Raw genomic sequence first — 25,395 nt, 5'->3', positions numbered from 1 at the left:
TTGGTCGCGGCAGGAGGTTCAGCGAGTCTTGGTATTATCGTGCGATCCGTTGTCTGCTTTTGTCCCAGTCTATCTAGCAGCGTTCAGTCAGCAAACGGCCCCACTGTGGTCAATCTGGAGCATGGCTCCGAGTGTTCGAAAGCGAGGTTCAGTCGGTGTGGCGTCACGGGACCATGCGGAACAATACGGGAAGATTTCTGATTTTTGCCCACGAAAAAGTCAATAAAATCAAAGCTTTTGATACGTCCTCCGGGCCTACCATGACCATTGATTTTGCGACGAAAAAATGTACTAATTGGAGCGGTGACGGTACTTTTCGAGACGGCTTGGGCACGCCGTCGAACGCCGAAAAGTGCAAAAATTGCCCGATTGATCCCGATAGTTGGTGAAACCTATTTTTTGCGGCGATTTTCCCTTTAAAATCAAAAGCGTAGCTTTTTGACGGACCATGCGTCGGTTTTCGAAGCCTCAAGCAAGAAAAAACCCAGCTAGATTAATGACCTAGCTGGGTTAGAAACAATCGAGTGGGAGTGAGGGGGCGTAGTTTCGGATGGTCCGGGATACCATGACGTAGTGTTGGCGGTTTAAAGGTATCAATAGACTCCGAATGAAGTTCGCAATTGAGGACTTAGCGGACTGATCGCTTTCAAAAGTTGGCGTAAGCAAGCGGTCATCCGCGCGCTCGACACCCAAAGGTCACGCCGGCGGGCTTCATTATAGGAACCCTCGGGAGGGGCGATGGCCGCTACGTTCGAGAAATACCGGCCGCCCGGCGAAGGGTCCGCTCCTGCCGAGCTCGATCTGCTAGAATGGCTGTCCCTGCAATTTATGGTGCCTGTTTGGACCGACTAGAAGCAATGGCGATGCTCGTCTCATCTATTGAGGAGGGCAGCCTGTCGGCGGGTGCGAGGAAGCTGCGCATTCCTGTTGCTACGCTCACCCGAAACGTCAATGACCTCGAAACCCTAGTTGGTACGAAACTTCTGGTGAGGACCACTCGAAGGCTTGAGCTGACGGATGCGGGCATCGACTACGTCACCTCGGCAAAGCAGATTCTAGAACAGGTGGAAGAGCAGGAACGGCGCGCCGCCGGCGAATTTCTGGCGCCCCGGGGCGAACTCGTAGTGACAACCCCGGTGCAAGTGGCGCGGCTGCGTGTCTTGCCCGTCATCAATCAATTTCTCGCCCAATACCCTGAGATCAAAATTCGGCTGATGCAGTCGGACAGCAACATCGACCTTGTCGACGCTCATGCCGACGTTGCCATCCGCCTTGGCCGGCTGCGCGACAGCAGCCTAGTTGCAACGCGCTTGGGAAGCCTGCGGGTGGTCGTGGTCGCCAGCCAAGAGCTCCTGGATCGTCACGGCACCCCGATGGAGCCAGAAGACCTCCCTCGGTGTCCGTGGGTCGTGTTCGAAAGCCCGAACCTCTTTCCCTGGCGTTTTCGCAACCCTGATACGCAGCAGGTTTTCATCGTCGCGAACGAGCCGAGGCTGATTGTGTCGTCGCCGGACGCCGCCGTAGATGCAGCCATCGACGGGATTGGCGCGACCCTCGTTTTAGAACACGACGTTCACGCCGCCGCGCAGGCCGGAAAGCTACAGTACCTACTGCCTGAGTTTGAAGTCGAGCCGATCCCGATTCACCTCGTCCATGTCTCCCGCAGCATCATGCCGATGAAGCTCCGCTCCTTTATCGATTTTGCGGTGCCCAAGCTTCGAGAGGCGCTGGCCGAGTTTGGGCGCATCCCGTCGATTTAGGGGGGCTCCATTCTCCGCGGCCAACATCCAAGGCCTTCCTCACAACGAGAACGACCCGCCTCCTCGGTGTCACTGAGACGGCGGGCCAGGGTAGGCAAGATGTTCCTCAGCCGGTCGTGTGACGCCGATTGGGGTTAGAACTGGGTCAAGCCGCCATCTACCACCAGTTCGGTGCCCGTCGTGTAGGACGAGTCGTCGCTGGCCAAAAACAGCGCGGTCTTGGCAAGTTCGGCCGCCTCACCGAACCGTTTCAGTCCGATCTTCTGTGTGATGCTAGCGGCGACCTCCGAAAGCGCGGCGTCCGGCAAGCCGATCTTACCGTAAAATGGGGTCGCGATGGCGCCCGGACTGACGGCGTTCACCCGGATGCCCCGGGGCGCCAGCTCCGCACCCAGGGTGCGGACCAGGGAGCGGGTCGCCGCCTTGGTTGCAGCGAGAATCGACAGGCCCGGATAGCCGATAGTGTTGAGGAACGAGGTGGTGACGATGATGCTGCCGCCTGTGGGGATGAGTGGCGCGGTCTTCTGAATGGTGAAGAAGGTGCCGGTGAAGTTCAGGGCGATGTTCTCGGCAACGTAATCCTCCGTGGCCGACTCAAGCGGGGCGACCGTGGTGGCGCCGGCGTTGGCGAACACTACATCGATGTGGCCGAACTTCGCGCGGGTCTCTTCCACGGCTCGCTCGATATCTGCGACCCTGCGGATGTCGGCCCGCACCAACAGAGCCTTGCCGTTCAGTTCCTTGCCGGTCGCGGCCAGGCGGTCTTCATCCGAGCCGACCAGGACTAGGTCAGCGCCTTCGGCTTGAAAGAGTTTCGCGGTTTCTAGGCCGATGCCCGACGTGCCCCCGGTGATAAATGCGACTTTGTTCTTCAGCTTCATTTCGATCTATCCATCTAATTTATGGCTGAGCGCCATAGCCACTGCGTCGGCGGAGTCGATTATTTGAGTGACGTTGATCGCCTCGCCTGAAATGGAGAATGCGTCCAACAGCCTCCCTCGGAGAATTAATGGACTTCGCGCATCACTTAACCACTAGGCGACGAGATGCCGGGGCTGCCAGGCGCTCGCGCGTAGTCTGGAGTGCTCCGGCGTAGTTTTTCGCAGAAAAAGCAACGATTTGCGGTTCATTTCATTCACTATCGGATTTACATCATCAATTGGAGCCTTCGACTATCTAAGTCGCTGATTTCTTTGGCCTCGTGCAAACTAGGCCGTCTTTCGACGTAGCGGCGGCAGATCAATTTGACGGTACTTTTGACGGTACTTTTCATACGTGGCTCAACGTCCGAGAAAAGTACCGTCACGGATTCTAGGGCCTGACGGTGCTTTTTCAGGTCAACATTTTGAAATATATAAAGAAAACCGTCTAACGTTTCCGCGCCGACGGTACTTTAGCATGTTCCGGCATCGTCGAAGGCTGGGACGCGGGCGAGGCTCGAGACACGGGTCCGCACCGGGGGGCAGTGGCACCGGGGCGTGGGCCAGCTGTCACTACCGCTGCTGTGCGGCCGCCGCGCCGATCAGCAGATCGCCGGAACGCCATTGATCTGGGTCGTCATGCTGGCGCCGCTCGTTCCGCACCGATGGAAGTGCTTAATCATGCCGGATTTGCTAGTTTGTTCATCTCATCGGCCAAACTGCTTTCGTCGATTTGTCAGATCTTGTAGCAGCGTCCAGCTGGGCTTCTAGAAGCTCGACGAAAGTTCTAGCCTGGCGAGATCGGTCTCAGTCTCAAGCTTAGACCTTAGGTGCTCAATGTTGGCCTTGTGAATGAACTCGGCTTCTGAGGCGGGCATGGTGGGAACCTCTAACCGCGCGACCTGCGTTGCGGTCCTGGCGAACTTTCTGACGGGGAGGCGGCCAATCTGGCGGATCGCCTATCTCTCAGCCACAGGGACTTCTTTTTTCTTGCCATGAGTTCATCGAGATCGCCATTATCGGCAGTCACTCCAGCATGCGTCGCGGCAATCGCGTAGTCAGCTCTGTTGGTTCGATAGTCATTTTTTTGCACGGACATCGCTTCCTCCAGTTCGAGACATTCCCCCCTCTTGTGCGTAACGCTGAAACTAGCTGCCTATCCGTCGCACGAGTCTACCAATCGGGGATTGTATTAGAATGAGACACTCCGAGGCGCGGCTGCCTCGGAAGTGGAAAGCCAATGGCGAAGTTGCTGGCCGCTGGTCGCAAGAAGGAAATGCGGCCTTGTCGGTGCCATGTTTTGGGGGCCACCCAAAGGCACAACGCTCGAAGCCTGATGCGGCTTTGAGCTCGCGCACTGGAACGGTGCTTTACGACGTAGAGGACGGCCCGAGCACGGCAAGATCGAGCTGCTCTCTCGCAAGCATGCGAAGTGCGGACCCCGCGAGTCGGCTGACGCAGGCCTCTCTCGATGTTACTTGCCGGCGGCATCGCGCCGCAGGGCTGGACGTCGTTCGATCCTGGGCCGCCAATTGACACCTGGACAATCTTAGGCGGTTGCCGCGACAGCGCAGATCATTTTGTCAGCAACAATGGCCGACATTCTGCGGACACCAGCCCGGTCTCGTGGCTTGATAGGATGACGACGCGTTGCCGAAGCCTGTGCAGCAGTGCTTCGAGGATGCGTTTGCCCTGGTCGGCATCAAGGTGTTCAGCCGGTTCGTCCAGAAGGATGATAGGCTTGTCGGAAAGCCATGCTCGGGCGAGATTCAGCCTTTGTGCCTCCCCAAGCGACAGCACACCTTGTGTGATCCAACCGTTCAGGCCGCCTGCTGCGCTGATCCGCTCCTTCAGTTCCACGGCATTCAGCGCTGCCCACAATTCGTCGTCGCTGGCGCTTGGGGCAAACAGGTTCTCGCGCACCGTGTCGGCCAGAATGGTCGCGTCGTGAGGGCAGAAGCAATTCATGGAGCGACGTGCGTCCAGACTGAGCCCAACGCCATCGCCTGCGATGCGTCCGCCACCGGCATCCAGCCAACCGGCAATCTGCTTGAGCAGGGAGGTCTTGCCGCAGCCGCTGGCACCACGCAGGGCCGTCGGCCTGCCGGCCTTGAATGTCGTGGTGACAGGCGCTCCGATTAGCCGCCCATCGGGGGCATGGCGAGGCAATCCGTCCAGTGTCAGCGACGAAATGCGTTCCCGGGCATGCCCATATGGCAGTTCGTCCACATCGACCGGCCATTTCGCCAGGGCGTCCTGCGCCGCCCTCTGGCGTACAAAGGCGACCAGGATCCTTGACGCGCCCTGAACGGATTCACCGATGGCCAACCAGGCGAATGCCAGCAGGGCAGGCGGCAGCAGGGCCGCGCCGCGCAAGCCCGCCAGCCAGGCGCACACCATGACGCTGAGCATGGCGCACGGCGCCACGCAACCGGCCAGCATGTCGACGAGGGCCTGCCGGCGGCGAAGCATCGCGCCGCGTGTCTGGGCAGTGATATAGCCATCGAACGGCTCACTGAGCATTGGTTGCCACCGGTGTTCACCTTGCAACGGAACGACGGCCTGCGCCGCGGCACCCAGCAAGCGGGAGGCGTGTTGCCTGTCTTCGCGCATCGCTGCCAGGTCGGCGCTGGCTCGGTGTGCCAGGGAAAAGGCGCCGACTGAATTTGCCGTGAAGAGGAACAGGATCGCCACCATTGCCGGCGGCGTCATCCATAGGGTCGCTGCGGCAAGCAAAAGAACTGCGACGCCCAGGGTCGCCGAAGGGAGGGTAACGCGTAAGCGCGCGTAGTCCACGTCCTCGACGTCGTCGAGAAAATCGGCAAGGCGATCCTGGTTGCCAAGTTGCCAGCCAGCCTCGCGAACCGAAGGGGCGGCCGCCATCGCGGCGAACAACCCGGACCGACGCAAAACCTGGTCGGTGAGTGCCGCCCGATGGCCGATGACGCGCTCGCCATATTTGGCCGCCGTGCGGGTCAGCGCGAACAGGCGGATGAATGCGGCCGGTGTATGAAAGTTGAACGTCAAGGCGGCAGGCGTCATCCCTGCCAGGGCGACCGCACCGAGAAGCCATCCGGATACGCTTGTCAGCAGGATCCCGGCAGCCAGTGCGGCAAATGCAAGAACAAGCGCGAGGCGCCATGGCGCCGCTTTCGGGATGTTCATTTCCGGCGGGATGACAATCGAGGAAGCAGGAGCGTTCACGCGACTTTCTCCTGTGTCTGCTTGTTGCCCAACCCGAGGTCGATTGTTTCATCGGCAAGCATGACCAGGCTCCTGTCATGCGTAGCCACGAGAACGAGCCGGGTGCGCGCCGTGTCGGCAAGCGCACGCCGCGCCATCGCGGCATTGGCGGGATCAAGTTTGGCGGTCGGCTCGTCAGCGAAGACGTCACGGCCCGAAATCAGCGCTCTCGCCAACCCGATACGAACGCGTTGCCCGCCGGAAAGGTTTTCGCCACCGGCGCTGATCAACGCCTCGAGCCCGCCTGGCAGAAGCACGTCATCGAGAAGGCCAACATTACCCGCAGCCAGAAGCAGGCGGTTCCGGCAGCATGCTTCGGTCCCCCAGCCAATGGCGTCACCAAGCGTGCCTTCCGGCACATAAATGTCTGTGGAACACCAGGCGATCTGCGGCCGGTCGCGCGCCAACGGGTCCGGCAACGCTGACCCGATCCCGGCCAGATGGCGCAGCAAGGTGGATTTGCCAGCACCGCTCGGTCCAGTTATGGCCACCAGGCCGGTCCGAGGCAGGAGCGATGCGGCACCGAGGAGGTCACGGGTCAGGATTGCGTCTTTGAAGGCTGTGGACTGCGGACTGGCTGTCAGAACGAGCATGTCCAGCGCGGTGGCAGCGGCGAGACCTTCGGCCTTGGCGTGATACTGCTCGGCATAGCGGCGGAACGGCGCGAAATACTCGGGCGCAATCATGAGGATGAACAGGCTTTGCCACAGCTGCAGGCCTGCAAAGCCGGGAATGCTCATCAGCTTGAGATGCCCGAGGCCGAGAAACACGGCCAGGATTGCAATCGAAAGAGACGAGAAGAAGTCAATGATGCCGGCGTTGAGGAAGGCAATCCTGAGCACACTCATCGTGCCTGATGTATAGATATCCAGCCGTTTCGCGAGTTTGCGCTTCTCGCGGGCCAGTGCATGATTTCCCAGAATTGTCGGCAAAGCGCGGATGCGATCGGCGAATTGTGCGGCGAGACGGCCGAAGGCCTTCTCTTGCGCCTCTGCGCCGCTGCGGATCGCACCACCGATGAGGATAAAGAAAACCACCATCACGGGAGTCAGCACGACGAGCGCCAGTGCCGCCTCCCAGGAGACGGCCATGATTGCGGCTGCGGCGGTCAATGGGCCCAGTCCCAGCATGATCGAAGCGAGGCGATGCCCCACGACCAGTCCGGCGACGGCTTGCGGGTAGCGCTGCAGTCCCGCGATCAATGTTCCGAGCGGCATCGCCTGGATGTCGCCGGGAGGCGCCGCGGCGAGGGCGCGACGCACCGCCTCCAGCAGCCCGTTGGCTACCTTCATCTCCGTATGGACGACAGCGCGCTCGGCCACCAGCCCAACGACAGAGCCAAGGATCAGACTGCTCAGTGCGGCGCCAAGCAGCGACCAGTTCGCGCTCCCTGCAACCATGCGGCCGACGAACATTGCCGCAAGGCCTATGAAGGCAAGCCGCAGCACCGTGCGCACCACTTGTAATGCAAGGGCGGAACGCAGGCCCGGCGCAGCAAGGCCGCGAGCGATGCCGAGTGTCTTGCCAGGGGTGGTCGCCCCTTGATCATCCGCATGCAGCGGATTTGTCTCCGTCGGGCGTTTGTTGCGGCGATGCAGGGCGGCTTTGAGCATGACAGTTCAATCTCATGTCGCAGCCCTGAGGGAATTGACGCACGTCAAAGGCGCCGCGGCGAAACACGCTATCGAAGGGCACGTTTTTTCGGAGATCTCTGATGACCAGCCCAATGCTTGTGGAACTGTCGCGTCTGCAATTCGCGCTGACGGCCATGTATCACTTCCTGTTCGTCCCGCTGACGCTCGGCCTCTCCGTCATGCTGGCGATGATGGAGACGGTCTATGTGATGACCGGCCGCACGATCTGGCGCGACATGGTCAAATTCTGGGGCGTGTTGTTCGGCATCAATTTCGCGCTCGGCGTCGCCACCGGCATCACCATGGAGTTCCAGTTCGGCATGAACTGGGCCTATTACTCGCACTATGTCGGTGACGTGTTCGGCGCACCCCTCGCAATCGAAGGGCTGATGGCGTTCTTCCTGGAGGCGACCTTCGTCGGCCTGTTCTTCTTCGGCTGGGAAAAGCTCTCGGCACGCGCGCATCTGGTTGTCACATGGCTCGTCGCGCTCGGCACCAACTTCTCGGCGCTGTGGATCCTGATCGCCAATGGCTGGATGCAGAACCCCGTCGGCTCGGCCTTCAATCCCGACACGATGCGCATGGAAGTGACCGACTTCATGGCCGTCATCTTCAACCCGGTCGCACAGGCGAAGTTCGTCCACACTGTTTCGGCGGGCTATGTCTGCGGTGCCGTCTTCGTGCTCGGCGTTTCGGCCTTCTACATGCTGCGCGGGCGCCACATCGATCTCGCCAAGCGCTCCTTCGTCATCGCTGCGGCCTTCGGCATGGCTTCGTCGCTGTCGGTCATCGTGCTCGGTGACGAAAGCGGCTACGCCATCACCGATAACCAGAAAATGAAGCTCGCCGCGATGGAGGCGATGTGGGAGACCGAGCCGGCTCCCGCCTCGTTCACTGCCTTCGGCATACCCAGCATGAGCGATCGCACGACCCATTTCGCCGTGCATATCCCCTGGGTCATGGGTCTTATCGGCACGCGCTCGATCGACAAGGAAATTCCCGGCATCTTCGAACTCGTCCAGAAGGCCGAGGGACGCATCCGAAACGGGCTGACCGCCTACGACGCGCTGGAAAAGCTCAAGATCAACCATGGCGACGTTGCGGCACGCGCAAGCTTCGATGCGACAAGCAAGGATCTTGGCTACGCGCTGTTGCTGAAGCGCACCATCGAGGATCCGCGCCTCGCAAACGATGATCAGATCAAGCAGGCAGCCTGGTCTACCGTGCCGGAAGTGACGCCGATCTTCTTCACCTTCCGGATCATGGTGCTCTGCGCCTTCCTGCTGCTTGCCGTCTTCGCGATCTCGCTCTGGCACACGATGCGCGAAACGCCGGCGCCGCGCTGGCTGTTTCGCATGGCATTGATTGCGATGCCATTGCCATGGATTGCCATAGAACTCGGCTGGTTCGTGGCGGAATTCGGCCGTCAACCCTGGATCGTCGAGGGCATGCTGCCGACCTTCCTGGCGACATCCGATCTTGGCATCCCCGATCTTGTGATCACGATCCTGGGTTTCACCCTCGTCTATGGGGCGCTCGCCGTGATCGAGGTGCGGCTGATGCTGCAAGCGATAGCGAAGGGTCCGACCATTGGCGCGGATGTCGCGCCTCCCGTCGGCGAAGGCATGCGAGTCCATCTGGCGGCCGCCCAATAGCCCCGACCTGCAAGGAACAACGATGATGATCGACTTTCTCTTCAATTACGAAACGCTGCGGATCGTGTGGTGGGTGCTGCTTGGCGTCCTGTTGATGGGCTTCGCGGTGACCGACGGCTTTGACATGGGTGTGGGGGCACTGCTGCCCTTCGTCGCAAAAACCGATATCGAGCGGCGCGTTGCCATCAACACCATTGGACCGGTCTGGGAAGGCAACCAGGTCTGGTTCATCCTGGGCGGCGGAGCGATCTTCGCGGCATGGCCGGCGCTCTACGCGTTGAGTTTCTCCGGCTTCTACCTCGCCATGTTCCTGGTGCTGCTCGCGCTGATCCTGCGGCCGGTCGCCTTCAAATACCGCTCCAAGCGGGAAGACGCCCGCTGGCGCTCCAACTGGGACTGGGCGCTGTTCATCGGCGGCGCCGTGCCGGCACTCATCTTCGGCGTGGCGGTGGGCAATGCGCTCAGAGGCGTGCCATTCCACTTCTCGACCGACTTGCGGCCGTCCTATGAGGGCACCCTGTTTGGCCTGCTCAATCCGGCGGCGCTCTATTGCGGCCTGGTTTCGCTGTCCATGCTCGTCATGCACGGCGCGGCATGGCTGGCCTTCAAGGCCGAAGGGCCGGTGGCCGACCGTGCCAGGGTCATCGGCGGCAGGGCCGCATTGGCCGCCGCCTTCCTGTTTGCCGGTGGCGGTGTGCTTGTCAGGCTTGGGCTGCTCGGCGGCTATGAGGTGATGAGCACGATCGTCTGGGATGGCCCGTCAAATCCGCTTGGCAAGACCGTCATCGCGAACGCCAGTGGCTGGCTGCGCAACTTCCACGCCACGCCGGCCCTTTGCCTGGTTCCCGCGCTCGGCATTGTCGCGCCCTTGGTTGCCGCTGCCGGCTTCAACGCACGTCGCGAAGGCTTGACCTTTCTCGCGTCGAAGCTGGGCGTGATCAGCATCATCGCGACCGTGGGCCTGGCGATGTTTCCGATCATCCTGCCTTCGAGCACCAACCCAGGCCATTCGCTTGCCGTGTTCGACGCGTCTTCAAGCCGGGCGACGCTGCGCAACATGCTGATCGCGACCGCGGTCTTCCTGCCGATCGTTCTCGCTTACACGGCCTGGGTCTATCACGTGCTCTGGGGCAAGGTCAGCGAGGCCTCCGTGCGCGGGGCCGGCTCATCGGCATACTGAAAACAGCGACTGGAGACAGCAACGATGTGGTATTTCGCCTGGATTCTTGGCCTTGGACTGGCCGCTTCAGTCGGCATTCTGAATGCCCTTTGGTACGAGTTGCGTGCGGTGCGCGCGCAGCCATCCGCACGAGCGGAACACCTGGACACACCCTGATATTGATTGCGCTCCGTCACGTGTCGTCCAAGAGGTAGGCAGGCCGCTCGCGGATCCGGACGAGATCCGGGGCCTGTTTGCGGTGGATCAAAGCGTGCCCGATCCAGCGCTACTACAGATGTCGCGAACAGCAGCTATCGCAAGTCCTTCAGTGTGGGCGGCCGATTGGCCCTGAACCAAAGGGCCCGGGAAGCGTTTGTGTTCATTCACTGCAGTTCGATGGCAAAGCGCATGTCGCTGTACGGCGAGATGCACCAAGAGGCAATGGAGCCAGACATGACCCAACACACCCCTCTACTTGTCCAATCCAGCCAACTTTCCGAGCCTGAATTGCACGACATCGACGCTTACTGGCGCGCCGCGAACTATCTGACGATCGGCCAGATCTACCTGCTCGACAATCCGCTGTTGCGCGAACCGTTGCGGCTGGAGCATGTCAAGCCGCGCCTGCTCGGCCATTGGGGAACGTCGCCCGGATTGAGTTTCATCTATGCGCATCTCAATCGCGTCATCCGCCTCAGGGACACGAATGTGATCTATATCTGCGGCCCGGGACACGGTGGTCCTGCGATGGTGGCGAACACCTATCTCGAAGGTACGTATAGTGAGCTCAATCCCGACATATCGATGGATGAGCAAGGAATGCGTAAACTGTTCCGGCAGTTCTCATTCCCCGGCGGCATCCCGAGCCATGCAGCACCGGATGTGCCCGGTTCGATCCATGAGGGCGGCGAGCTGGGGTATTCGCTCTCGCATGCCTACGGCGCCGCCTTCGACAATCCGGATCTCGTGGTCGCCTGCGTCGTCGGCGACGGCGAGGCTGAAACGGGACCACTGGCGGCCGCATGGCATTCCAACAAATTCCTCAACCCGGCGCGCGACGGGGCGGTCCTGCCGATCCTGCATCTGAACGGCTACAAGATCGCCAACCCAACCATCCTTGCCCGAATTCCCGAAGACGAATTGCGCGCGCTGTGTATCGGCTACGGCTACGAACCGCTGTTCGTGGAAGGCCATGAGCCGGCCCTGATGCATCAGCGAATGGCGAGCGTGCTCGAGGATGCGTTCGATCGGATCAAGGCTATCCAGCATGCCGCGCGCAATGGACCCCCGGCGACCGCGTCACGACCAAAATGGCCGATGATCGTGCTGCGCAGCCCCAAGGGCTGGACCGGCCCGAAAGAGGTCGACGGGCTGAAGACCGAGGGCTTCTGGCGGTCTCATCAGGTTCCGCTGTCAGGCCTTGCGGAAAACCCAGCGCATCTGAAGCGCCTCGAGGAGTGGCTGAAAAGCTATCGACCGGAAGAATTGTTCGACGCCGCCGGCGCTCCTGTCGCCGCGATCCGCGCCACGGCACCCCAGGGCACACGGCGTATGAGTGCAAACCCGCACGCCAATGGCGGCTTGCTGCGCAGGTCCCTCGAACTGCCCGGGTTGCATGACCACGCCGTTGCGCTCGAGCGCCCAGGCGCCGTCAAGGCCGAGTCGACACGGATCATGGGCACCTTTCTGCGCGATGTCATGCAGTTGAACGAGGCCTCGAAGAATTTTCGTATCGTCGGGCCGGACGAGACAGCCTCGAACCGCCTTCAGGACGTGTTCGAGGTGACCGAGCGTGGCTGGATGGAAAAGATCCTGCCCGAAGACGTTCATCTCGGGCGCGATGGCCGGGTTCTCGAAATCCTCTCCGAGCATACCTGCCAGGGCTGGCTGGAAGGCTACCTGCTCACCGGGCGCCACGGTCTGTTTTCCTGCTACGAGGCGTTCATCCACATCGTCGATTCCATGTTCAACCAGCATGCGAAATGGCTCGATGCCTGCCGCGATATCCCGTGGCGGCGGCCGATCGCATCACTGAACTATCTGTTGTCGAGCCATGTCTGGCATCAGGAACACAACGGTTTCAGCCATCAGGATCCCGGATTCATCGACGTCGCCCTCAACAAGAAGGCCGACATCGTGCGGGTCTACCTGCCACCGGACGCCAACACCTTGCTGTGCGTGACCGACCATGTGCTGCAGACCTGGAACCGCATCAACGTCATCGTCGCCGGCAAGCCGCCATCCTGGCAGTGGCTGTCCATGGACAAGGCAATCGTTCACTGCAGGGCAGGGATCGGCGTCTGGGACTGGGCGTCAACGGACGATGGGGCTGAGCCCGACGTGGTGATGGCTTGCGCTGGCGACGTCCCGACTCTCGAGACGCTGGCCGCCGTGCAGATCCTCAGGCAACAGGTGCCTGATCTCAGGATCAGGGTGGTCAATATCGTCGACCTGATGGCTCTTCAGCCAAAGGAATACCATCCGCACGGTCTGTCGGATCGCGAGTTCGATGCGCTGTTCACCACCGACAAGCCGGTCATCTTTGCCTATCACGGCTATCCCTGGACGATCCATCGCCTGACCTATCGACGCACCAACCACGACAACATCCATGTGCGCGGCTACAACGAGGAGGGCACCACCACCACGCCCTTCGACATGACGGTGCTGAACGGTCTCGACCGGTTTCATATCGTCCAAAGCGTCGTCGACTGGGTTCCGCGACTGAAGAGCATGCGGGTCGCTCTCAAGCAGGCGATGGACAGCAAGCTGCTTGAACATCGAGCCTATATTCGCGCCCATGGGCAGGATATGCCGGAAATCCTTGAGTGGAAGTGGGAACAGGATGCCGATGCCGGGCCGAAGCGTCCAGATTGAGCGCATGCGCGTTCGCAGGCGCATGGGAACGGCAACATATCGGATGGCTTCATGATCGATGCGATCCTTGTCCTGAACGGTGGTTCTTCGAGCTTGAAGTTCGCCGTCTTCGAGCGACGCGGCGAGCTCCCGCTGCTGCTGCGCGGCAATGTCTCCTCTCTCGGTCAACAACCGCGGCTGCGTGTCGAGGCCGCGGCCGGCAGGTCCAGGATCGACGAGAGCTTGGGCGAAGCACCGATCGATATGGGCAAGGCGTTCGCGGCGGTTGCATCCGTGCTCGCCGAAAACGATCTCCTGCGCCGCATCGACAGGGTAGGGCACAGGATCGTTCACGGCGGGCGTGACTTCACTGAGGCGACGCTGCTCGACGAACGCACGCTCAAGGCACTGCGCCTGCTCGAGCCGCTGGCGCCCATCCACCAGCGGATCAATCTCGACATTGTCGCGCTGGCTGCTGAACTCTTGCCGCAGGCCCTCCAGATCGGGTGCTTTGACACGGCGTTTCATTCGACCAGGCCGGAGCTCGCCAAAATCTACGGGCTGCCGCGCGCACTGACTGAGACGGGCATCGTTTCTTATGGCTTCCACGGGCTGTCCTACAGCCACATCGCTGCGAAGCTCCGTGATCGCTACGGCGCGCGCACCGGTGGTCGAGCGATCGTCGCGCATCTCGGCAGCGGCGCCAGCCTGTGCGCCATGGACGCTGGACGAAGCATCGCCACGACGATGGGGTTTTCGACCCTGGACGGCCTGGTGATGAGCACGCGTTGCGGCGCGCTCGACCCGGGAGTCATCCTCCATTTATTGCAGGAGCGGCGGCTGTCTGGGGATGAACTGGTCACGCTTCTCTACGAGCAATCCGGGCTGCTCGGTGTGTCTGGAATCTCTGGTGATATGCGGACCCTGATCGGCTCAGACGATCCCGCGGCCGCCGAGGCAGTCGACCTCTTCGTCTATCGCATCGGACGCGAAATAGGATCGCTTGCCGCTGCCATGGGAGGACTGGACACGCTGGTGTTCACGGCCGGCATTGGCGAAAATGCGCCGTTGGTCCGGGAGAGGATCAGCGCCGCCGCGGCCTGGCTCGGAGTCGGTCTCGACGAGAAGCGAAACCGAGAGGGCGAGGAAGTGGTCAGCAACGCAACTTCCCGCGTCGATGTCCTTGTCATTCCAGCGGACGAAGAAAGCGCTGTGGCCGCGGAGATGCTCGTCTTTCGATCTGCCGCGCCCGCAACAGCCCGGAAGGGGCCGCGGTAGTCACAGAAGCTCGCCGTTTCCGTGAAACGTTGCCTCTGTAACTCTTTGTTTAAACGCAATTCTAAGCGGCTGATCGCGCCCTCAGCTCCCGCCTAACCAGGACCAGCGTCGCATCGTCGGGATCGGTCGTGACGGTGAAGCCCATGTCGCGCTCGACCTCGATCGCGGCACGGTTCTCACGGCTCTCGATCGACTCGATGGCTTCCAGGCCAAGGTCTTCGGCATATTTCGCGATATAGGCGAGCAACTCCCAGCCAACGCCCAGATGCTTGCGATCCGCGCGAATGCAGATCGCGACCTCACCGGTTCGGTCGGCTCGATCGCTTGCCAGCGTCGCAACGGCGATCAGCATCCCGTCGGTCGAGAAGGCCAGAAAATTATGGATATGCGCGTCGTCTGAACGCGTCATCGCCACCAGCCGTTCATGCGAAACTTCCTTCACAGCGCCGAGGAAGCGGAAGCGCAGGTCTTCCGGAGTCACATGGGTGAAGAACTCCGCCAGGGTTGGCTCGTCCTCGGGCCGAGCAAGGCGTACTTCGAAACGAAATCCAGTACGTGTGGTAATTGCGCTGTTCGTGGACATGGGTGGAACTCTAATCCTGGGTTGTTCTGAATGGCCGGATGCAGCGGAACCAAGTGGATATGGCTTCCTTTGGATATCTCCGTGCCACCGTTCGACGATGTCTGGTCATTCGCTCATGCAGTGGAGCGCGTCGTGCTTGACGATTTCGATGCTGCGCAGGTTGAGGAGCCGGATGACGCCCTTGTCCTTCAGCCGGGTGAAGACCCGCGACACGGTCTCGATGGTGAGGCCGAGATAGTCGCCGATATCCATGCGCGACATTGGCAGCTCGACCTGCCGCAATCCACCTTGCCGCTCCGCCATGTCGACCAGGAAGGCGGCGACACGTTCGATGGCGTTCTGGCGACCTAGGACTAGGAGGTGTTCCTGCGCGCGCGTCAGGCCCTTGAGCGCCAACGGCAACAACTGACGGGACATGTCCGCGGCAGCCAGGCGAAAGACGCGGACGCCGGTGGCACTGATCGCTTCGGCGAAGAAATGATGCGTCGTGTCGGCTTCGAAGCCGAAGGTCTCACCGGCGAGGTGGAAGGCGCTTATCTGCCGGCGACCGTCGGCGAGCAGCCGGTAGATGCGCACGGCACCGAACTCGACCTGGTAGAAGGCCCCGGCCTTCTCGCCCTGGGCATAAATTTCCACGCCGGCCGAAAAAAAGCTGATCGGCTGCAGCGGCGCCGGGTCGAATGCGTCCGGCACGCTTGGTTGGACAGAATGCGACGGCAATGAAATCCTGGAGGCGGTGTAGGCGTGCATGGCTGTTTTCCCGGTTGTTCCGTGACACAGCAATCGCGCGAATCCGCGGGTCGCGAAATTCGGTTATGTCCCTACGGGAAACTACCTAGTTGAACACGGAACTGATCTGCGGTGGCAAATGCGGTTAGGGCCCTCAACAAGCGATTGCGCTAGCCTTGGACCGAATAGACGCCTACCGTCGTTAATACGTCTCCCTGACGGAGGGATACGGTCATGCAGGATCCCTATCGCGACTATATACACCACGAAAACATCAAGCATTTCAGGCGCAAGCTCATATCCGAAACGGACCCTGAACGCCGCGCCACGCTCAAAAAGCTTTTGGCCGAAGAACTGGCCAGATTTGCAACAATCAAACAGAAACCCGTCGACTGACGCCCGCCCTGTTGATCCACGTCAAGCCAAAAGCCAATCCGGATGCCTATGATCCTCTAGCTTTGGAGAACAATGGGGAGCCGTTCCGAACTCATGTCAGGTTCCGGGGCGGTTGATGCGCGACGATGTATCTTCCGCAGTTTCTAGTGGGAATGTTTGTCACCTCGACCATCGTCGCGGCGTGGACCTACGTGGTAACGGGCTCGGCCTGGACAGCACTGGGCTGGGCGATTATCGACTTGGTCGTTCTGCAGGTCGGATACTTCGTCTTTGTCATGCGCCTGGTTTCCAAAGGCGCGACGGCAGCCGCCGAAGCAGAGTCGGCGTCACTCAGCCATGTTGCGCCACCCCAAAGAGACGGCAGGTTGCTTTAGCCGTCCCCTATGATCGCGACGCGGCCGAACCAAATCAATTGCGGCACGCGCCTTGCCATGTTTTGCCATTCTCTGGGACAAAGGTTGAATGCGCATCGCGATCCTTTCCGACATTCATGCCAATCGCGAGGCGTTCGACGCGGTCCTGGAAGCTGTTCACGAACGCGGTAGTCCAGACGAGTTGGTCTTGCTCGGCGATCTGGTCGGCTACGGTCCTGATCCCATCTATGTGATTGAGAAGGCCGCCGACCTGGTGGCTGACGGCGCGCTTTGCATCCTGGGCAACCACGACGAAGCAGTGGCGCTGAGCCTGAGCAACATGACAGAGAATGCGCGTTTCGCCGTCCAGTGGACTCGCAAACGCATCGCGTCGGCGCATGTCGATTTTCTCGCGCGATTGCCGCTATCGCTGCAATCCGGCGATCGTCTGTATGTGCACGCCAGTGCGGAGCGACCGGGAAAGTGGCCCTATATACGCGACGTGGATGCAGCGGAACGCTGCCTCTCGGCAAGCGACGCCCGCTTCGTTTTCTGCGGCCACACCCACATTCCCGCCATCTACTACGCGCTGCCCGGTCGCCGGCCGATGCATTTTCAGCCGCACGACAATGTGGCTGCACCCCTGTCGCAGATGAGGCGGCACGTGGTGATCGCCGGTGCTGTTGGTCAACCACGCGACGGCAACCCGGCAGCGTGCTTTGTTCTTGTCGACACGCAGCGGCAAGAGGCCACGATGGTTCGTGTTCCCTATGATCACGAAGAAACGGGCCGCAAGATCCGGGCCGCCGGTCTGCCCGGGTGGCTAGGCATGCGTTTGAAGATCGGCCGCTGAGAAGAGGTATTCTATGCAACGGTTTGAGGCAGGGACAGTCATCGATGGTTTCGAGCTGGTCGAAAAGCTGCCCGCCGGCGGCATGGCCTCACTCTGGCGGGCGACCAACCCATTGCATGATTTCCCGCTTGTGCTGAAGATACCGTTTCTCGACCCGGGCGGGGATGTTTCCGTCATTCTCGGTTTTGAGGCGGAGGAGCTGATCCTGAAACGCCTGACGGGCCCGCATGTGCCGCGTTTTGCGGGAGCCGGCAGCTTGTCGCAGATTCCCTTTATCGCCATGGAGTTCGTGGCTGGCACCGGTCTGGCGGATATCGCCAGCAACGCGCCACTGTCCGTGGACGAGGTGGCAAGGATCGGCGCCGAGATCGCGACGGCACTTGCTTCCCTGCACCGGCAGAAGGTCGTCCATCTCGATCTCAAACCCGAGAATGTCATTCTCGCCGAGCGCGGGGCCGTTCTCCTCGATTTCGGGCTTGCCCGGCATGCAGAGCTGCCCGATCTTCTCGGCGCGGAAAGCTCGGTGCCGATGGGCACGGCCGCCTATATCTCCCCGGAACAGGTGCTCGGAGAGCGGTCCGATCCTGCAAGTGACTTGTTCGCATTGGGTTGCATCCTCTATCAGCTGGCTACGGGCGAAGAGCCGTTCGGGCGGCCGGCGACCTTCGCGGGGATGAAGCGCAGGCTCTATCACGCGCCAAGGCCGCCGAGAGATATCAACGATGCCATTCCTCGATGGCTGGAAGCCATAATCCTGAAATGCATGGAAGTGGACAGGTCTCGACGATATGCCGAGGCGGCACACGTTCTCTCAGACCTGAGGAACCCCGACCAGGTGGTGGTTGCCAGGCGTAAGCCCCCGACCGAGGGGGCATGGGCCGCGATCATGAAGCTGTTTCGCAAGACGGATGACAGATCGCTTGTCGGCAAGCCGACTTTGTCAAGGACGCAGGCTGGACCGTCAATTGTTCTCGCCGCAGTCGATCTGGCCAATGGCAGCGATGCGCTGGCAGGCGAGGTTCTCAACGAAACCGCCCGCGTGCTTGCCTCGCGCGAGGATTCCTGGCTGGCCTGCGTGACGGTCCTGAGGACCGAGATCATAGGCGAGACGCCCGCGGTCGACGAATCCGGGCGCCCGGTCTATTTGAAACGGCTCGTGGCGCTGAAGGATTGGGCCCATCCACTTCATCTGCCGGAGGACCGCATCAGTTATCATGTGCTTGAAGCGGTCAGCCCTGCCGATGCGATCCTCGACTATGCCGAGCACAATGATGTCGGCCACATCGTCGTTGGAGCCCGGGCATCTTCGGCAATCCGCCGCCACCTCGGCAGCGTCTCGACCAAAGTGGTCGCACAGGCTCTTTGCTCGGTTTCGGTGGTCCGATTGAAGACAGTCGAGGAACAGGGGCGACCGCTTTGATGCGTTTCGATCAGGATCCAGGGGGCGTTTGACTCGGATCGGCGCATCGGGCCTCAGGAGCGCCCGCGTCGACCCAGGTACCGCGTTCCCCCCTGACAATTTCGACGGCGTCATCGAGCTTGCCGATTGCGGTAGGTTTACCCGTTGCTTCAGTGAACTCGATTGCAGCACTGACCTTCGGCCCCATGGAGCCGGCCGGAAAATTCTGGCCCGATAGCTCCTTGGGGGTCACGCGCCGAAGCGCCCGAGGAGCTGCTGTTCCATAGTCGACATAGACAGCGTCGACATCCGTCAACATGAGCAGCATGTCGGCTTTCAACTGGCGAGCAAGAAGCGAGCTTGCCAGATCCTTGTCGATGACGGCCTCCACGCCGCAAAGACTGCCGTCGTCACGGGCAATCACCGGAACCCCGCCGCCGCCGGTGCAGATGACAATTACGCCGCGCTCGACCAGAAAGGAGATCACCGAAGCTTCCAGGATCACGAGCGGCTTGGGCGAGGGCACGACGCGGCGCCATTTGTCACCGTCAGGCGCGATCTGCCAGCCGCGCTCGCTGGCAAGTCTGCGTGCTGTTGCCTCATCGTAGACGGGGCCGATCGGCTTTGTCGGGTGAGCGAAAGCCGGATCTTGCGGATCCACCTTCACCTGTGTCAGCAGGGTCGCGAAAAGCCTCTCTTTGAGGAGGTTGCCGAGTTCCTGCTCGATCACGTAGCCGATCATGCCGGCGCTCTCGGCGCCAAGCACGTCGAGTGGAAATGTGCGTCCATCCGAAGTTGTCGCTGCCTGCAACGCTAGAAGTCCCACCTGCGGACCGTTGCCGTGAGTGACTACAATCGAGTGCCCTGCGTTGACCAGATTCGCCAATACAGCCGCGGCACGCACGATGTTGGCGCGCTGGTTCCCGGCCGTCATCGGTTCTCCACGGCGCAGCAGTGCGTTTCCGCCCAACGCAACGACGATGAGCATCTCAGTTGCCGATCGTGGCGACGAGAAGGGCTTTGATCGTGTGCATCCGGTTTTCGGCCTGGTCGAAGACGATGGACGCAGCCGACTCGAACACCTCGTCGGTGACCTCCATGCAGTCGATGCCGTATTCCTTCGCAACGAAGGCGCCGATCTCTGTATCGGTGTCGTGGAATGCCGGCAGGCAATGCATGAATTTGACGTGGGGGTTGCCGGCGGCAGCCATCACTTCGCTCGTGACCCGGTAGGGCGTCAAAAGGCGGATACGTTCGGTCCAGCCGGATTTGTCCTCGCCCATCGACATCCAGACATCGGTGTAAATGAAATCAGCATCCTGGACGCAGCCCGCCACATCCTCGTCGAGGCGGAAGCGGCCGCCGCTGCGCTCCGCCAGGTCGCGAATATGGGCGCAGAACTCCTCGTTCGGCCAGAGTTCCTTCGGTGAAGCGATGCGCATGTCGATGCCGACCTTGGCTGCTCCAAGTGCCAGCGACAGCGCGACATTGTCCCGACCCTCACCGACGAAGGTGACGGTCATATCCGAAAGGTGCTTGTGCGTGAATTCTCGCATGGTCATGAAATCGGCGAGGATCTGCGTCGGATGCGCCTCGTCGGTAAGACCATTGTAGACCGGCACGCCGGCATGCGCGGCCAGCAACTCGGCCTGGTGCTGGCCAAAGCCGCGATACTCGATCGCGTCATACATGCGGCCGAGCACGCGGGCGGTGTCCTTCATGGATTCCTTATGGCCGATATGGCTGCCACTGGGGCCGAAATAGGTGACGTGAGCTCCCTGGTCATAGGCTGCCACCTCGAACCCCGTGCGTGTGCGCGTCGAATCCTTCTCGAAGATCAGCGCAATGTTCTTTCTGACAAGACGCGGGATCTCGTGCCCGGCGAGCTTGGCCGCCTTGAGATCGGCCGCCAGCTTCAAAAGAAAGCGGATCTCGTCGGCCGTGAGATCGTCCAGGGTCAGGACGGAGCGGCCGTGAAGATTGATCGACATGGAAAATTCCTTTCGTGTCAGATCGGGTCGCGGACAATCGGACAAGTCATGCAGTGCCCGCCGCCGCGACCGCGGCTGAGTTCGGCGCCTTCGACCGTGATGACTTCAATCCCGGCGCGGCGCAGCAGCGTGTTGGTGTAGACGTTGCGGTCGTAGCCGATGACCACGCCGGGTTCGACCGCAACAACGTTGTTGCCGTCATCCCATTGTTCGCGCTCGGCCTCGTATCGGTCGCCGCCGGTGGTGATGATGCGCAGCGATTTCAGTCCAAGGGCTTCAGCAACCACGGCCGTGAACGGTTTTGCCTCATCGGTGACCTCGACCGACACCTCTCCGTCGCCCGGCCGCAGCGAGAAAGTGCGCAACCGGTCGACCACGGGCGGATACAAGGTGACGAGGTCGCGATCGCAGAAGGTGAAGACGGTGTCGAGATGCATGAAACTGCGGTCGCGGGGCATCAAGGCGGCAATCACGCGCGTCGCCTCACCGGCCGCAAACAGGTTGCGCGCGAGGTCGCCTACCGCTTGCGGCGTAGTGCGCTCGCCCATGCCGACGAGAACCGTTCCACCCCCGATCGGCATGACATCGCCGCCTTCCAGGCTGGTGCCTGTTCCCAGGTCCGGCGACACGAAAGGTATGCCGCTGTCGCGAAAGCGGGGATGGAAGCGATAAACGGCTTCGACATTGGCCGCTTCCGGGCGCCGCGCGGGCCAGTACATGGGATTGACCGAGACTGAGCCGTAGATCCAGCAGGAGCTGTCGCGGGTGAACAGCTGGTTTGGCAGCGGCGGCAGCACGAAATCCTGGGGCGCGAGCGTCCTTCCGGTCAGACCCCTGGGTTCGAACGGAAGCTCGGCCCGGGCAATACCGCCGACAAGGTAAGACGACAATTGCTCCGCCGGCATCTCGTTGAGCCATCGACGCATCTCGTCGACCATGTCGAGCCCGACGACGCCGGGGTGGACCCGGCGGTCGAGAAGCCAGTCGCGGGCCTTGGCCAGGCTCATTGTCTCAGCCAGGAGCTCACCGAAGGAATGCACCAGCACGCCGCGTTCGCGCAACGCATCGACAAAGACATCGTGTTCCTGGCGGGCTCGCTTGACCCACAGCACGTCATCGAAGAGCAGCGCCTTGCAGTTTTCCGGTGTCAGCCTGCGCAGGCTGAGGTCAGGACGATGGACCATCACCTCGCGCAGACGGCCGACTTCCGAATGGACACCCAGCTTCGTCATCGAACCAAATCCTCTCACAGCGCGCTGACGGCGCCGGTCCACATCTCGTAGACGGCGAGGATGGCGACAGCGATGAGGGTTCCGGCGAGAGCCGCTTCGGCAGGATGGAACACGCGCTGATTGGTTTCGCGGCGCGCCCAGATATAGAAGATGATGCCAGGCGCATAGAGGATCGCGCACATGAACAGGTAGGCAGGCCCGGCCGCGTAGACGAGCCACAGCCCATAGACCGTCGCCAGCAACCCGGCAAAAAGCGGCCCGACGCGCTGCTCGCCACTCTCGTAACTCTCTCCGGTCAACGCGAGCTTGGCCGCGTAGGCTCCGGAAAAGATGTAAGGAACCAGGATTGCGGCCGACGCAATGTAAAACAGCGCTTGGTAGGTGCTTTGGGCGAAGAGCGTGATCACCAGGAAGGCCTGGACGAGCAGATTGGTGATCAGAAGCGAGATCGACGGCACGCCGCGCTCGCTTTCATGGCCGAAGAATTTGGGCATCGTGCCGTCCTTTGCGGCGGCATGCGGAATTTCGGCCGCAAGCAGCGTCCAGCTCAGGAAGGCGCCGACCACCGACACCACGAGCGCGATGTTGATGAGGATGGCGCCCCAGGGGCCGACAACGGCCTCCAGCACACCGGCCATTGAAGGGTTCTTCAATGCGGCAAGTTCGGGCTGGCTCAGGATGCCGAGCGACAGCAGCGACACCAGGGCATAGAGCGCGAGGCAGGTGAAGAAGCCGAGAACCGTCGCCGTGGCGATGTCCTTGCGGCGCTCCGCACGGCCGGAAAAGACGCTGGCGCCCTCGATGCCGATGAACACCCAGAGCGTCACCAGCATGGTGCTTTTCACCTGCGCGGTGATCGAACCGAGACTGGCGTTGCCGAGACCCGTGAAGTCGAGAGACCAGACCTGCAGTTTGAAGGCGACGGCAACAACCCCGACGAAAAGGACGATCGGAGCAATCTTTGCAACCGTGACGATGAGGTTCACGACGGCAGCCTGCCGGATGCCGGCGAGAACCAGGACATGGATCAGCCAGAGCAGGATCGATGCGCCGAGCACCGCCTGCCAGGTATTTCCATCGCCAAAAGCCGGAAAGAAATAGGACAGGGCGCTGAACACGATCACCGCGTAGGAGACGTTGCCGACCCAGGCGCTGATCCAGTAGCCCCAGGCGCTGTTGAAGCCGATGAAGGGGCCGAAGCCGGCCTTGGCGTAGGCATAGGGCCCGGCATCGAGCTCGGGCTTGCGGGTCGCAAGCGATTGATAGACGAAAACCAGCGCCAGCATGCCGACCGCGGTGATCGCCCAGCCAATCAGGATTGCGAGGGGACCAGCACCAGCCGCCATATTCTGCGGCAGGCTGAACACGCCGGAGCCGACCATCGAGCCGATCACCAATGCGGTCAGGGACCCCAATCGAAGTTTCGTTGGCACCGCGGTCACGACTTTCGGAACCGGGATGTTGAAATCAGCCGTAGTCATGATGCTCTCCCCAATTTGAAGGCTCTGATGGGAGGCAATAGACAGGAAGACAGGACTGACAGCTTTGATGCGGGTCAATAAGCGGTTGCTGAATAAAACGAGTGGTGTTGGTGTTCCGGTTTCTGGGTCGCCGCACCAATGCCTGCTCTTATTTTGTCCGCTCCGCCCATGTCGCATTGCGCGCTTCCAGGGCCATTTTGAACAAGGAGCGACCGACTTGCGCCCCCGAAATCGGCCAGGGCGCAAATCGGATTTGGTCTATTGGTAGGTCGTCAGGCGATGTCCGCCGGCTCGGCTTTGCGTTTTCGCCCCGTGATCATGGCCCGTACCAGGTTTTCGCGATGGCGAAAGCTTGCCAGCGCGATGCCGCCTATATGGAAAAGGACCAGCACAAGTAAGCCGTGCGCGCTCAGACTGTGCGCCGTTTCGACCCACGACACGCCGAAATAAGCGTCCGTCGTCATCAGCCAGCCGGTCAGTGCGGTTGACCCCATCGCCGCGATCAGCACGACCACCATTGCGCCGCCGGCCGGGTTGTGGCCGATGTACCGGGCTTCGCGACCGCTCAGTATTGCCGAGAGATAGCGCAGCACCGTCGCCGGGTCGCGCACGAATTGAGAGAACCGCGCATAGGGCGTGCCCAGAACGCCCCACAAGAGCCGCATTGCGACTAGCGCGGCAGCGGTGTAGCCGGCCCAATGGTGAATGTCCTCGGAGGAATGGGAGGTGAGCCAGGCCGTGACGAAGCTGAGCACAAGCGCCCAGTGGAAACTCCTCACGACCCGGTCCCAGACGCGCACCATCTCTTGAGATGGCTGCGCGTCCGTGGCTATCGAAACGTTCGGATCAATTTTCGCCGGCTTCGGCATTGTCGAGCTTTTCAAGGGTCTCGGCATTGTAGGCCAGATTCACTTTCTTGCCGGCCTTGTCGACCGCATAGACCTCGTAACAACCCTTCTCGACCTTGATCTGGCGGACGGTGAGACCTTCGCCGGTCAATTGCGCCTCGAGCGTTGCCTTGGGCTTGAACTGTGATTTCGGGGCGGTGCTGCAGCTGCCGCCGGCGGCGAGCGCCGGTCCTGCAATCATGCCAGCGAGAGCGGCGAGGACGAGTGTGCGATACATGATGGCTCCATTCGGGAGGTTGGGCGTCGATGTTGCGCCTGCGGGTGGGATTTCGATAGGTCCTGTCAGACGGCGATTTCACCGTCATTGGTCGAAATAGCCCGTTCAACCTGACAACTGGCTGACAGTTGGGTCGGGGCCGCAGATAGGGCTCGCGCCGGCCGGTTTGATCTGGCGCAAGGACGGCGGGTAATGCAGCGAGCAGGATGACCATCAGGATGTAGAGCGCTTCTGCTGCCGTCCTGAAAGAGGATCACCATGAAAGGCATATCGAGGAGAGCGGCGCTCGGGCTTGCGGCCGCAATGCTGATGGCGGGCAATGCTGGCGCTGCTGAGCTTGTTCAGATCTCGCTGTGGGACAAGGGCGCGAGTACGGAGATGCCGATGGGTCTTACTTACGCAACGCCAGGACTCGATCTCTCCAAGGCCACCATGGGCATGAAGGCTTCCCCCGCAGCGGTGAAGGCCGGGGAGGTCACATTCAATGTGAAGAATGACTCCAAGGACACCGTTCACGAAATGATCGTGATGTACCTTGCCGATCCCGGCAAGCCACTTCCTTACGTTGAGGCCGAGAACCGGGTCGACGAAGACAAAGCCGGCGACAAGGGCGAAGTTTCGGAGCTTGATCCCGGTAAATCGGGCACGTTGACTGTCGAACTGAAGGCCGGAAAATACCTGCTTATCTGTAACGTGCCAGGTCACTTTGGAGCCGGTATGTGGGCCGAGTTCACCGTCGATCCATAAA

Annotated in this window: 22 protein-coding genes; 11 read left to right on the top strand and 11 right to left on the bottom strand. The window is 61.1% G+C overall.

The features are described from left to right. The first annotated feature begins 857 nt into the window (after positions 1–857). Entirely contained in the window at positions 858–1,760 is a 903-nt protein-coding gene (locus AC1D05_RS19265) for a LysR family transcriptional regulator (protein ID WP_477442997.1), read from the top strand. Between the two features lie 134 nt (positions 1,761–1,894). On the opposite strand, the gene AC1D05_RS19260 is transcribed toward AC1D05_RS19265, so the two are convergent. From AC1D05_RS19260 to AC1D05_RS19250, 3 genes are all read right to left on the bottom strand, one after another. Then, positions 1,895–2,641: an SDR family oxidoreductase gene (locus tag AC1D05_RS19260; protein ID WP_477442995.1), complete on the bottom strand. Its 747-nt coding sequence runs from the start codon at positions 2,639–2,641 to the stop codon at positions 1,895–1,897. 1,614 nt (positions 2,642–4,255) lie between these two features. Further along, a complete protein-coding gene (locus tag AC1D05_RS19255; protein ID WP_477442993.1) occupies positions 4,256–5,884 on the bottom strand; it encodes an ATP-binding cassette domain-containing protein in 1,629 nt (542 codons plus the stop codon). Continuing rightward, a complete protein-coding gene (locus AC1D05_RS19250) occupies positions 5,881–7,536 on the bottom strand; it encodes an ATP-binding cassette domain-containing protein (protein ID WP_477442991.1) in 1,656 nt (551 codons plus the stop codon). Before AC1D05_RS19250 ends, AC1D05_RS19255 begins: the two co-directional genes overlap by 4 nt. 101 nt (positions 7,537–7,637) lie before the next feature. On the opposite strand from AC1D05_RS19250, the gene AC1D05_RS19245 reads away from it, so the two are divergent. The 5 genes from AC1D05_RS19245 (at position 7,638) to AC1D05_RS19225 (ending at position 14,505) form a co-directional block, all read left to right on the top strand. Continuing rightward, positions 7,638–9,212 carry a cytochrome ubiquinol oxidase subunit I gene (locus tag AC1D05_RS19245; RefSeq protein WP_477442989.1) on the top strand — a complete coding sequence of 525 codons (1,575 nt, stop codon included), beginning with the start codon at positions 7,638–7,640 and terminating at the stop codon, positions 9,210–9,212. Between the two features lie 22 nt (positions 9,213–9,234). Continuing rightward, on the top strand, positions 9,235–10,392 hold the full coding sequence (gene cydB / locus AC1D05_RS19240; RefSeq protein WP_477442987.1) for a cytochrome d ubiquinol oxidase subunit II: 1,158 nt from the start codon (positions 9,235–9,237) through the stop codon (positions 10,390–10,392). A gap of 24 nt (positions 10,393–10,416) precedes the next feature. Further along, positions 10,417–10,548: a cytochrome bd-I oxidase subunit CydX gene (cydX, locus tag AC1D05_RS19235; protein WP_477442985.1), complete on the top strand. Its 132-nt coding sequence runs from the start codon at positions 10,417–10,419 to the stop codon at positions 10,546–10,548. A gap of 276 nt (positions 10,549–10,824) precedes the next feature. Then, a complete protein-coding gene (locus tag AC1D05_RS19230) occupies positions 10,825–13,248 on the top strand; it encodes a phosphoketolase family protein (RefSeq protein WP_477442983.1) in 2,424 nt (807 codons plus the stop codon). Between the two features lie 51 nt (positions 13,249–13,299). Beyond that, the gene (locus tag AC1D05_RS19225; protein WP_477442981.1) at positions 13,300–14,505 is read left to right on the top strand and encodes an acetate/propionate family kinase; all 1,206 of its coding nucleotides are present in this window, start codon (positions 13,300–13,302) and stop codon (positions 14,503–14,505) included. 61 nt (positions 14,506–14,566) lie between these two features. On the opposite strand, the gene AC1D05_RS19220 is transcribed toward AC1D05_RS19225, so the two are convergent. Together AC1D05_RS19220 and AC1D05_RS19215 are read right to left on the bottom strand one after the other, a co-directional pair. Continuing rightward, complete coding sequence (locus tag AC1D05_RS19220; RefSeq protein WP_477442979.1) at positions 14,567–15,088, bottom strand: N-acetyltransferase family protein; 522 nt, start codon at positions 15,086–15,088, stop codon at positions 14,567–14,569. 105 nt (positions 15,089–15,193) lie between these two features. Continuing rightward, entirely contained in the window at positions 15,194–15,838 is a 645-nt protein-coding gene (locus tag AC1D05_RS19215; protein ID WP_477442977.1) for a helix-turn-helix domain-containing protein, read from the bottom strand. A gap of 213 nt (positions 15,839–16,051) precedes the next feature. On the opposite strand from AC1D05_RS19215, the gene AC1D05_RS19210 reads away from it, so the two are divergent. The 4 genes from AC1D05_RS19210 (at position 16,052) to AC1D05_RS19195 (ending at position 18,839) form a co-directional block, all read left to right on the top strand. Next, positions 16,052–16,213, top strand: coding sequence for a hypothetical protein (locus AC1D05_RS19210; protein ID WP_477442975.1), 162 nt, complete (start codon positions 16,052–16,054; stop codon positions 16,211–16,213). 125 nt (positions 16,214–16,338) lie between these two features. Continuing rightward, on the top strand, positions 16,339–16,587 hold the full coding sequence (locus AC1D05_RS19205; protein WP_477442973.1) for a hypothetical protein: 249 nt from the start codon (positions 16,339–16,341) through the stop codon (positions 16,585–16,587). Between the two features lie 88 nt (positions 16,588–16,675). Continuing rightward, positions 16,676–17,419, top strand: coding sequence for a metallophosphoesterase family protein (locus AC1D05_RS19200; RefSeq protein ID WP_477442971.1), 744 nt, complete (start codon positions 16,676–16,678; stop codon positions 17,417–17,419). A gap of 13 nt (positions 17,420–17,432) precedes the next feature. Beyond that, positions 17,433–18,839 (top strand): protein kinase domain-containing protein, encoded by a 1,407-nt coding sequence (locus tag AC1D05_RS19195; RefSeq protein WP_477442969.1) that lies wholly within the window; start codon positions 17,433–17,435, stop codon positions 18,837–18,839. Positions 18,840–18,849: 10 nt separating this feature from the next. On the opposite strand, the gene arcC is transcribed toward AC1D05_RS19195, so the two are convergent. The 6 genes from arcC to AC1D05_RS19165 form a co-directional block, all read right to left on the bottom strand. After that, on the bottom strand, positions 18,850–19,806 hold the full coding sequence (arcC, locus tag AC1D05_RS19190) for a carbamate kinase (RefSeq protein WP_477442967.1): 957 nt from the start codon (positions 19,804–19,806) through the stop codon (positions 18,850–18,852). 1 nt (position 19,807) lies between these two features. Continuing rightward, positions 19,808–20,809, bottom strand: a complete 1,002-nt coding sequence (gene argF, locus AC1D05_RS19185) for an ornithine carbamoyltransferase (RefSeq protein WP_477442965.1) — start codon at positions 20,807–20,809, stop codon at positions 19,808–19,810. A gap of 17 nt (positions 20,810–20,826) precedes the next feature. Next, positions 20,827–22,041: an arginine deiminase gene (locus tag AC1D05_RS19180; RefSeq protein WP_477442963.1), complete on the bottom strand. Its 1,215-nt coding sequence runs from the start codon at positions 22,039–22,041 to the stop codon at positions 20,827–20,829. 14 nt (positions 22,042–22,055) lie between these two features. Continuing rightward, on the bottom strand, positions 22,056–23,522 hold the full coding sequence (arcD, locus tag AC1D05_RS19175) for an arginine-ornithine antiporter (protein ID WP_477442961.1): 1,467 nt from the start codon (positions 23,520–23,522) through the stop codon (positions 22,056–22,058). A 272-nt stretch (positions 23,523–23,794) separates the two neighbouring features. Then, entirely contained in the window at positions 23,795–24,391 is a 597-nt protein-coding gene (locus AC1D05_RS19170) for a cytochrome b/b6 domain-containing protein (RefSeq protein WP_477442959.1), read from the bottom strand. Then, positions 24,369–24,647: a PepSY domain-containing protein gene (locus AC1D05_RS19165; protein ID WP_056587822.1), complete on the bottom strand. Its 279-nt coding sequence runs from the start codon at positions 24,645–24,647 to the stop codon at positions 24,369–24,371. Before AC1D05_RS19165 ends, AC1D05_RS19170 begins: the two co-directional genes overlap by 23 nt. A gap of 258 nt (positions 24,648–24,905) precedes the next feature. Here AC1D05_RS19165 and AC1D05_RS19160 point away from each other — a divergent pair, with 258 nt between their 5' ends. Beyond that, the gene (locus AC1D05_RS19160; RefSeq protein ID WP_477442957.1) at positions 24,906–25,394 is read left to right on the top strand and encodes a plastocyanin/azurin family copper-binding protein; all 489 of its coding nucleotides are present in this window, start codon (positions 24,906–24,908) and stop codon (positions 25,392–25,394) included. Position 25,395: the final 1 nt, after the last annotated feature.

The organism is Mesorhizobium sp. P2_E9, assembly GCF_056403815.1.
Note: the sequence above shows the minus strand (reverse complement) of the source record. Positions and strands in the feature narration are given on the sequence as shown.

Excerpts from the sequence above, each read along its gene's own strand:
- AC1D05_RS19265 (WP_477442997.1), top strand. The coding sequence starts at position 858 with ATGGCGATGCTCGTCTCATCTATTGAGGAGGGCAGCCTGTCGGCGGGT.
- AC1D05_RS19260 (WP_477442995.1), bottom strand. The coding sequence starts at position 2,641 with ATGAAGCTGAAGAACAAAGTCGCATTTATCACCGGGGGCACGTCGGGC.
- AC1D05_RS19250 (WP_477442991.1), bottom strand. The coding sequence starts at position 7,536 with ATGCTCAAAGCCGCCCTGCATCGCCGCAACAAACGCCCGACGGAGACA.
- AC1D05_RS19245 (WP_477442989.1), top strand. The coding sequence starts at position 7,638 with ATGACCAGCCCAATGCTTGTGGAACTGTCGCGTCTGCAATTCGCGCTG.
- cydB (WP_477442987.1), top strand. The coding sequence starts at position 9,235 with ATGATGATCGACTTTCTCTTCAATTACGAAACGCTGCGGATCGTGTGG.
- cydX (WP_477442985.1), top strand. The coding sequence starts at position 10,417 with ATGTGGTATTTCGCCTGGATTCTTGGCCTTGGACTGGCCGCTTCAGTC.
- AC1D05_RS19230 (WP_477442983.1), top strand. The coding sequence starts at position 10,825 with ATGACCCAACACACCCCTCTACTTGTCCAATCCAGCCAACTTTCCGAG.
- AC1D05_RS19225 (WP_477442981.1), top strand. The coding sequence starts at position 13,300 with ATGATCGATGCGATCCTTGTCCTGAACGGTGGTTCTTCGAGCTTGAAG.
- AC1D05_RS19220 (WP_477442979.1), bottom strand. The coding sequence starts at position 15,088 with ATGTCCACGAACAGCGCAATTACCACACGTACTGGATTTCGTTTCGAA.
- AC1D05_RS19215 (WP_477442977.1), bottom strand. The coding sequence starts at position 15,838 with ATGCACGCCTACACCGCCTCCAGGATTTCATTGCCGTCGCATTCTGTC.
- AC1D05_RS19210 (WP_477442975.1), top strand. The coding sequence starts at position 16,052 with ATGCAGGATCCCTATCGCGACTATATACACCACGAAAACATCAAGCAT.
- AC1D05_RS19205 (WP_477442973.1), top strand. The coding sequence starts at position 16,339 with ATGTATCTTCCGCAGTTTCTAGTGGGAATGTTTGTCACCTCGACCATC.
- AC1D05_RS19200 (WP_477442971.1), top strand. The coding sequence starts at position 16,676 with ATGCGCATCGCGATCCTTTCCGACATTCATGCCAATCGCGAGGCGTTC.
- AC1D05_RS19195 (WP_477442969.1), top strand. The coding sequence starts at position 17,433 with ATGCAACGGTTTGAGGCAGGGACAGTCATCGATGGTTTCGAGCTGGTC.
- arcC (WP_477442967.1), bottom strand. The coding sequence starts at position 19,806 with ATGCTCATCGTCGTTGCGTTGGGCGGAAACGCACTGCTGCGCCGTGGA.
- argF (WP_477442965.1), bottom strand. The coding sequence starts at position 20,809 with ATGTCGATCAATCTTCACGGCCGCTCCGTCCTGACCCTGGACGATCTC.
- AC1D05_RS19180 (WP_477442963.1), bottom strand. The coding sequence starts at position 22,041 with ATGACGAAGCTGGGTGTCCATTCGGAAGTCGGCCGTCTGCGCGAGGTG.
- arcD (WP_477442961.1), bottom strand. The coding sequence starts at position 23,522 with ATGACTACGGCTGATTTCAACATCCCGGTTCCGAAAGTCGTGACCGCG.
- AC1D05_RS19170 (WP_477442959.1), bottom strand. The coding sequence starts at position 24,391 with ATGCCGAAGCCGGCGAAAATTGATCCGAACGTTTCGATAGCCACGGAC.
- AC1D05_RS19165 (WP_056587822.1), bottom strand. The coding sequence starts at position 24,647 with ATGTATCGCACACTCGTCCTCGCCGCTCTCGCTGGCATGATTGCAGGA.
- AC1D05_RS19160 (WP_477442957.1), top strand. The coding sequence starts at position 24,906 with ATGAAAGGCATATCGAGGAGAGCGGCGCTCGGGCTTGCGGCCGCAATG.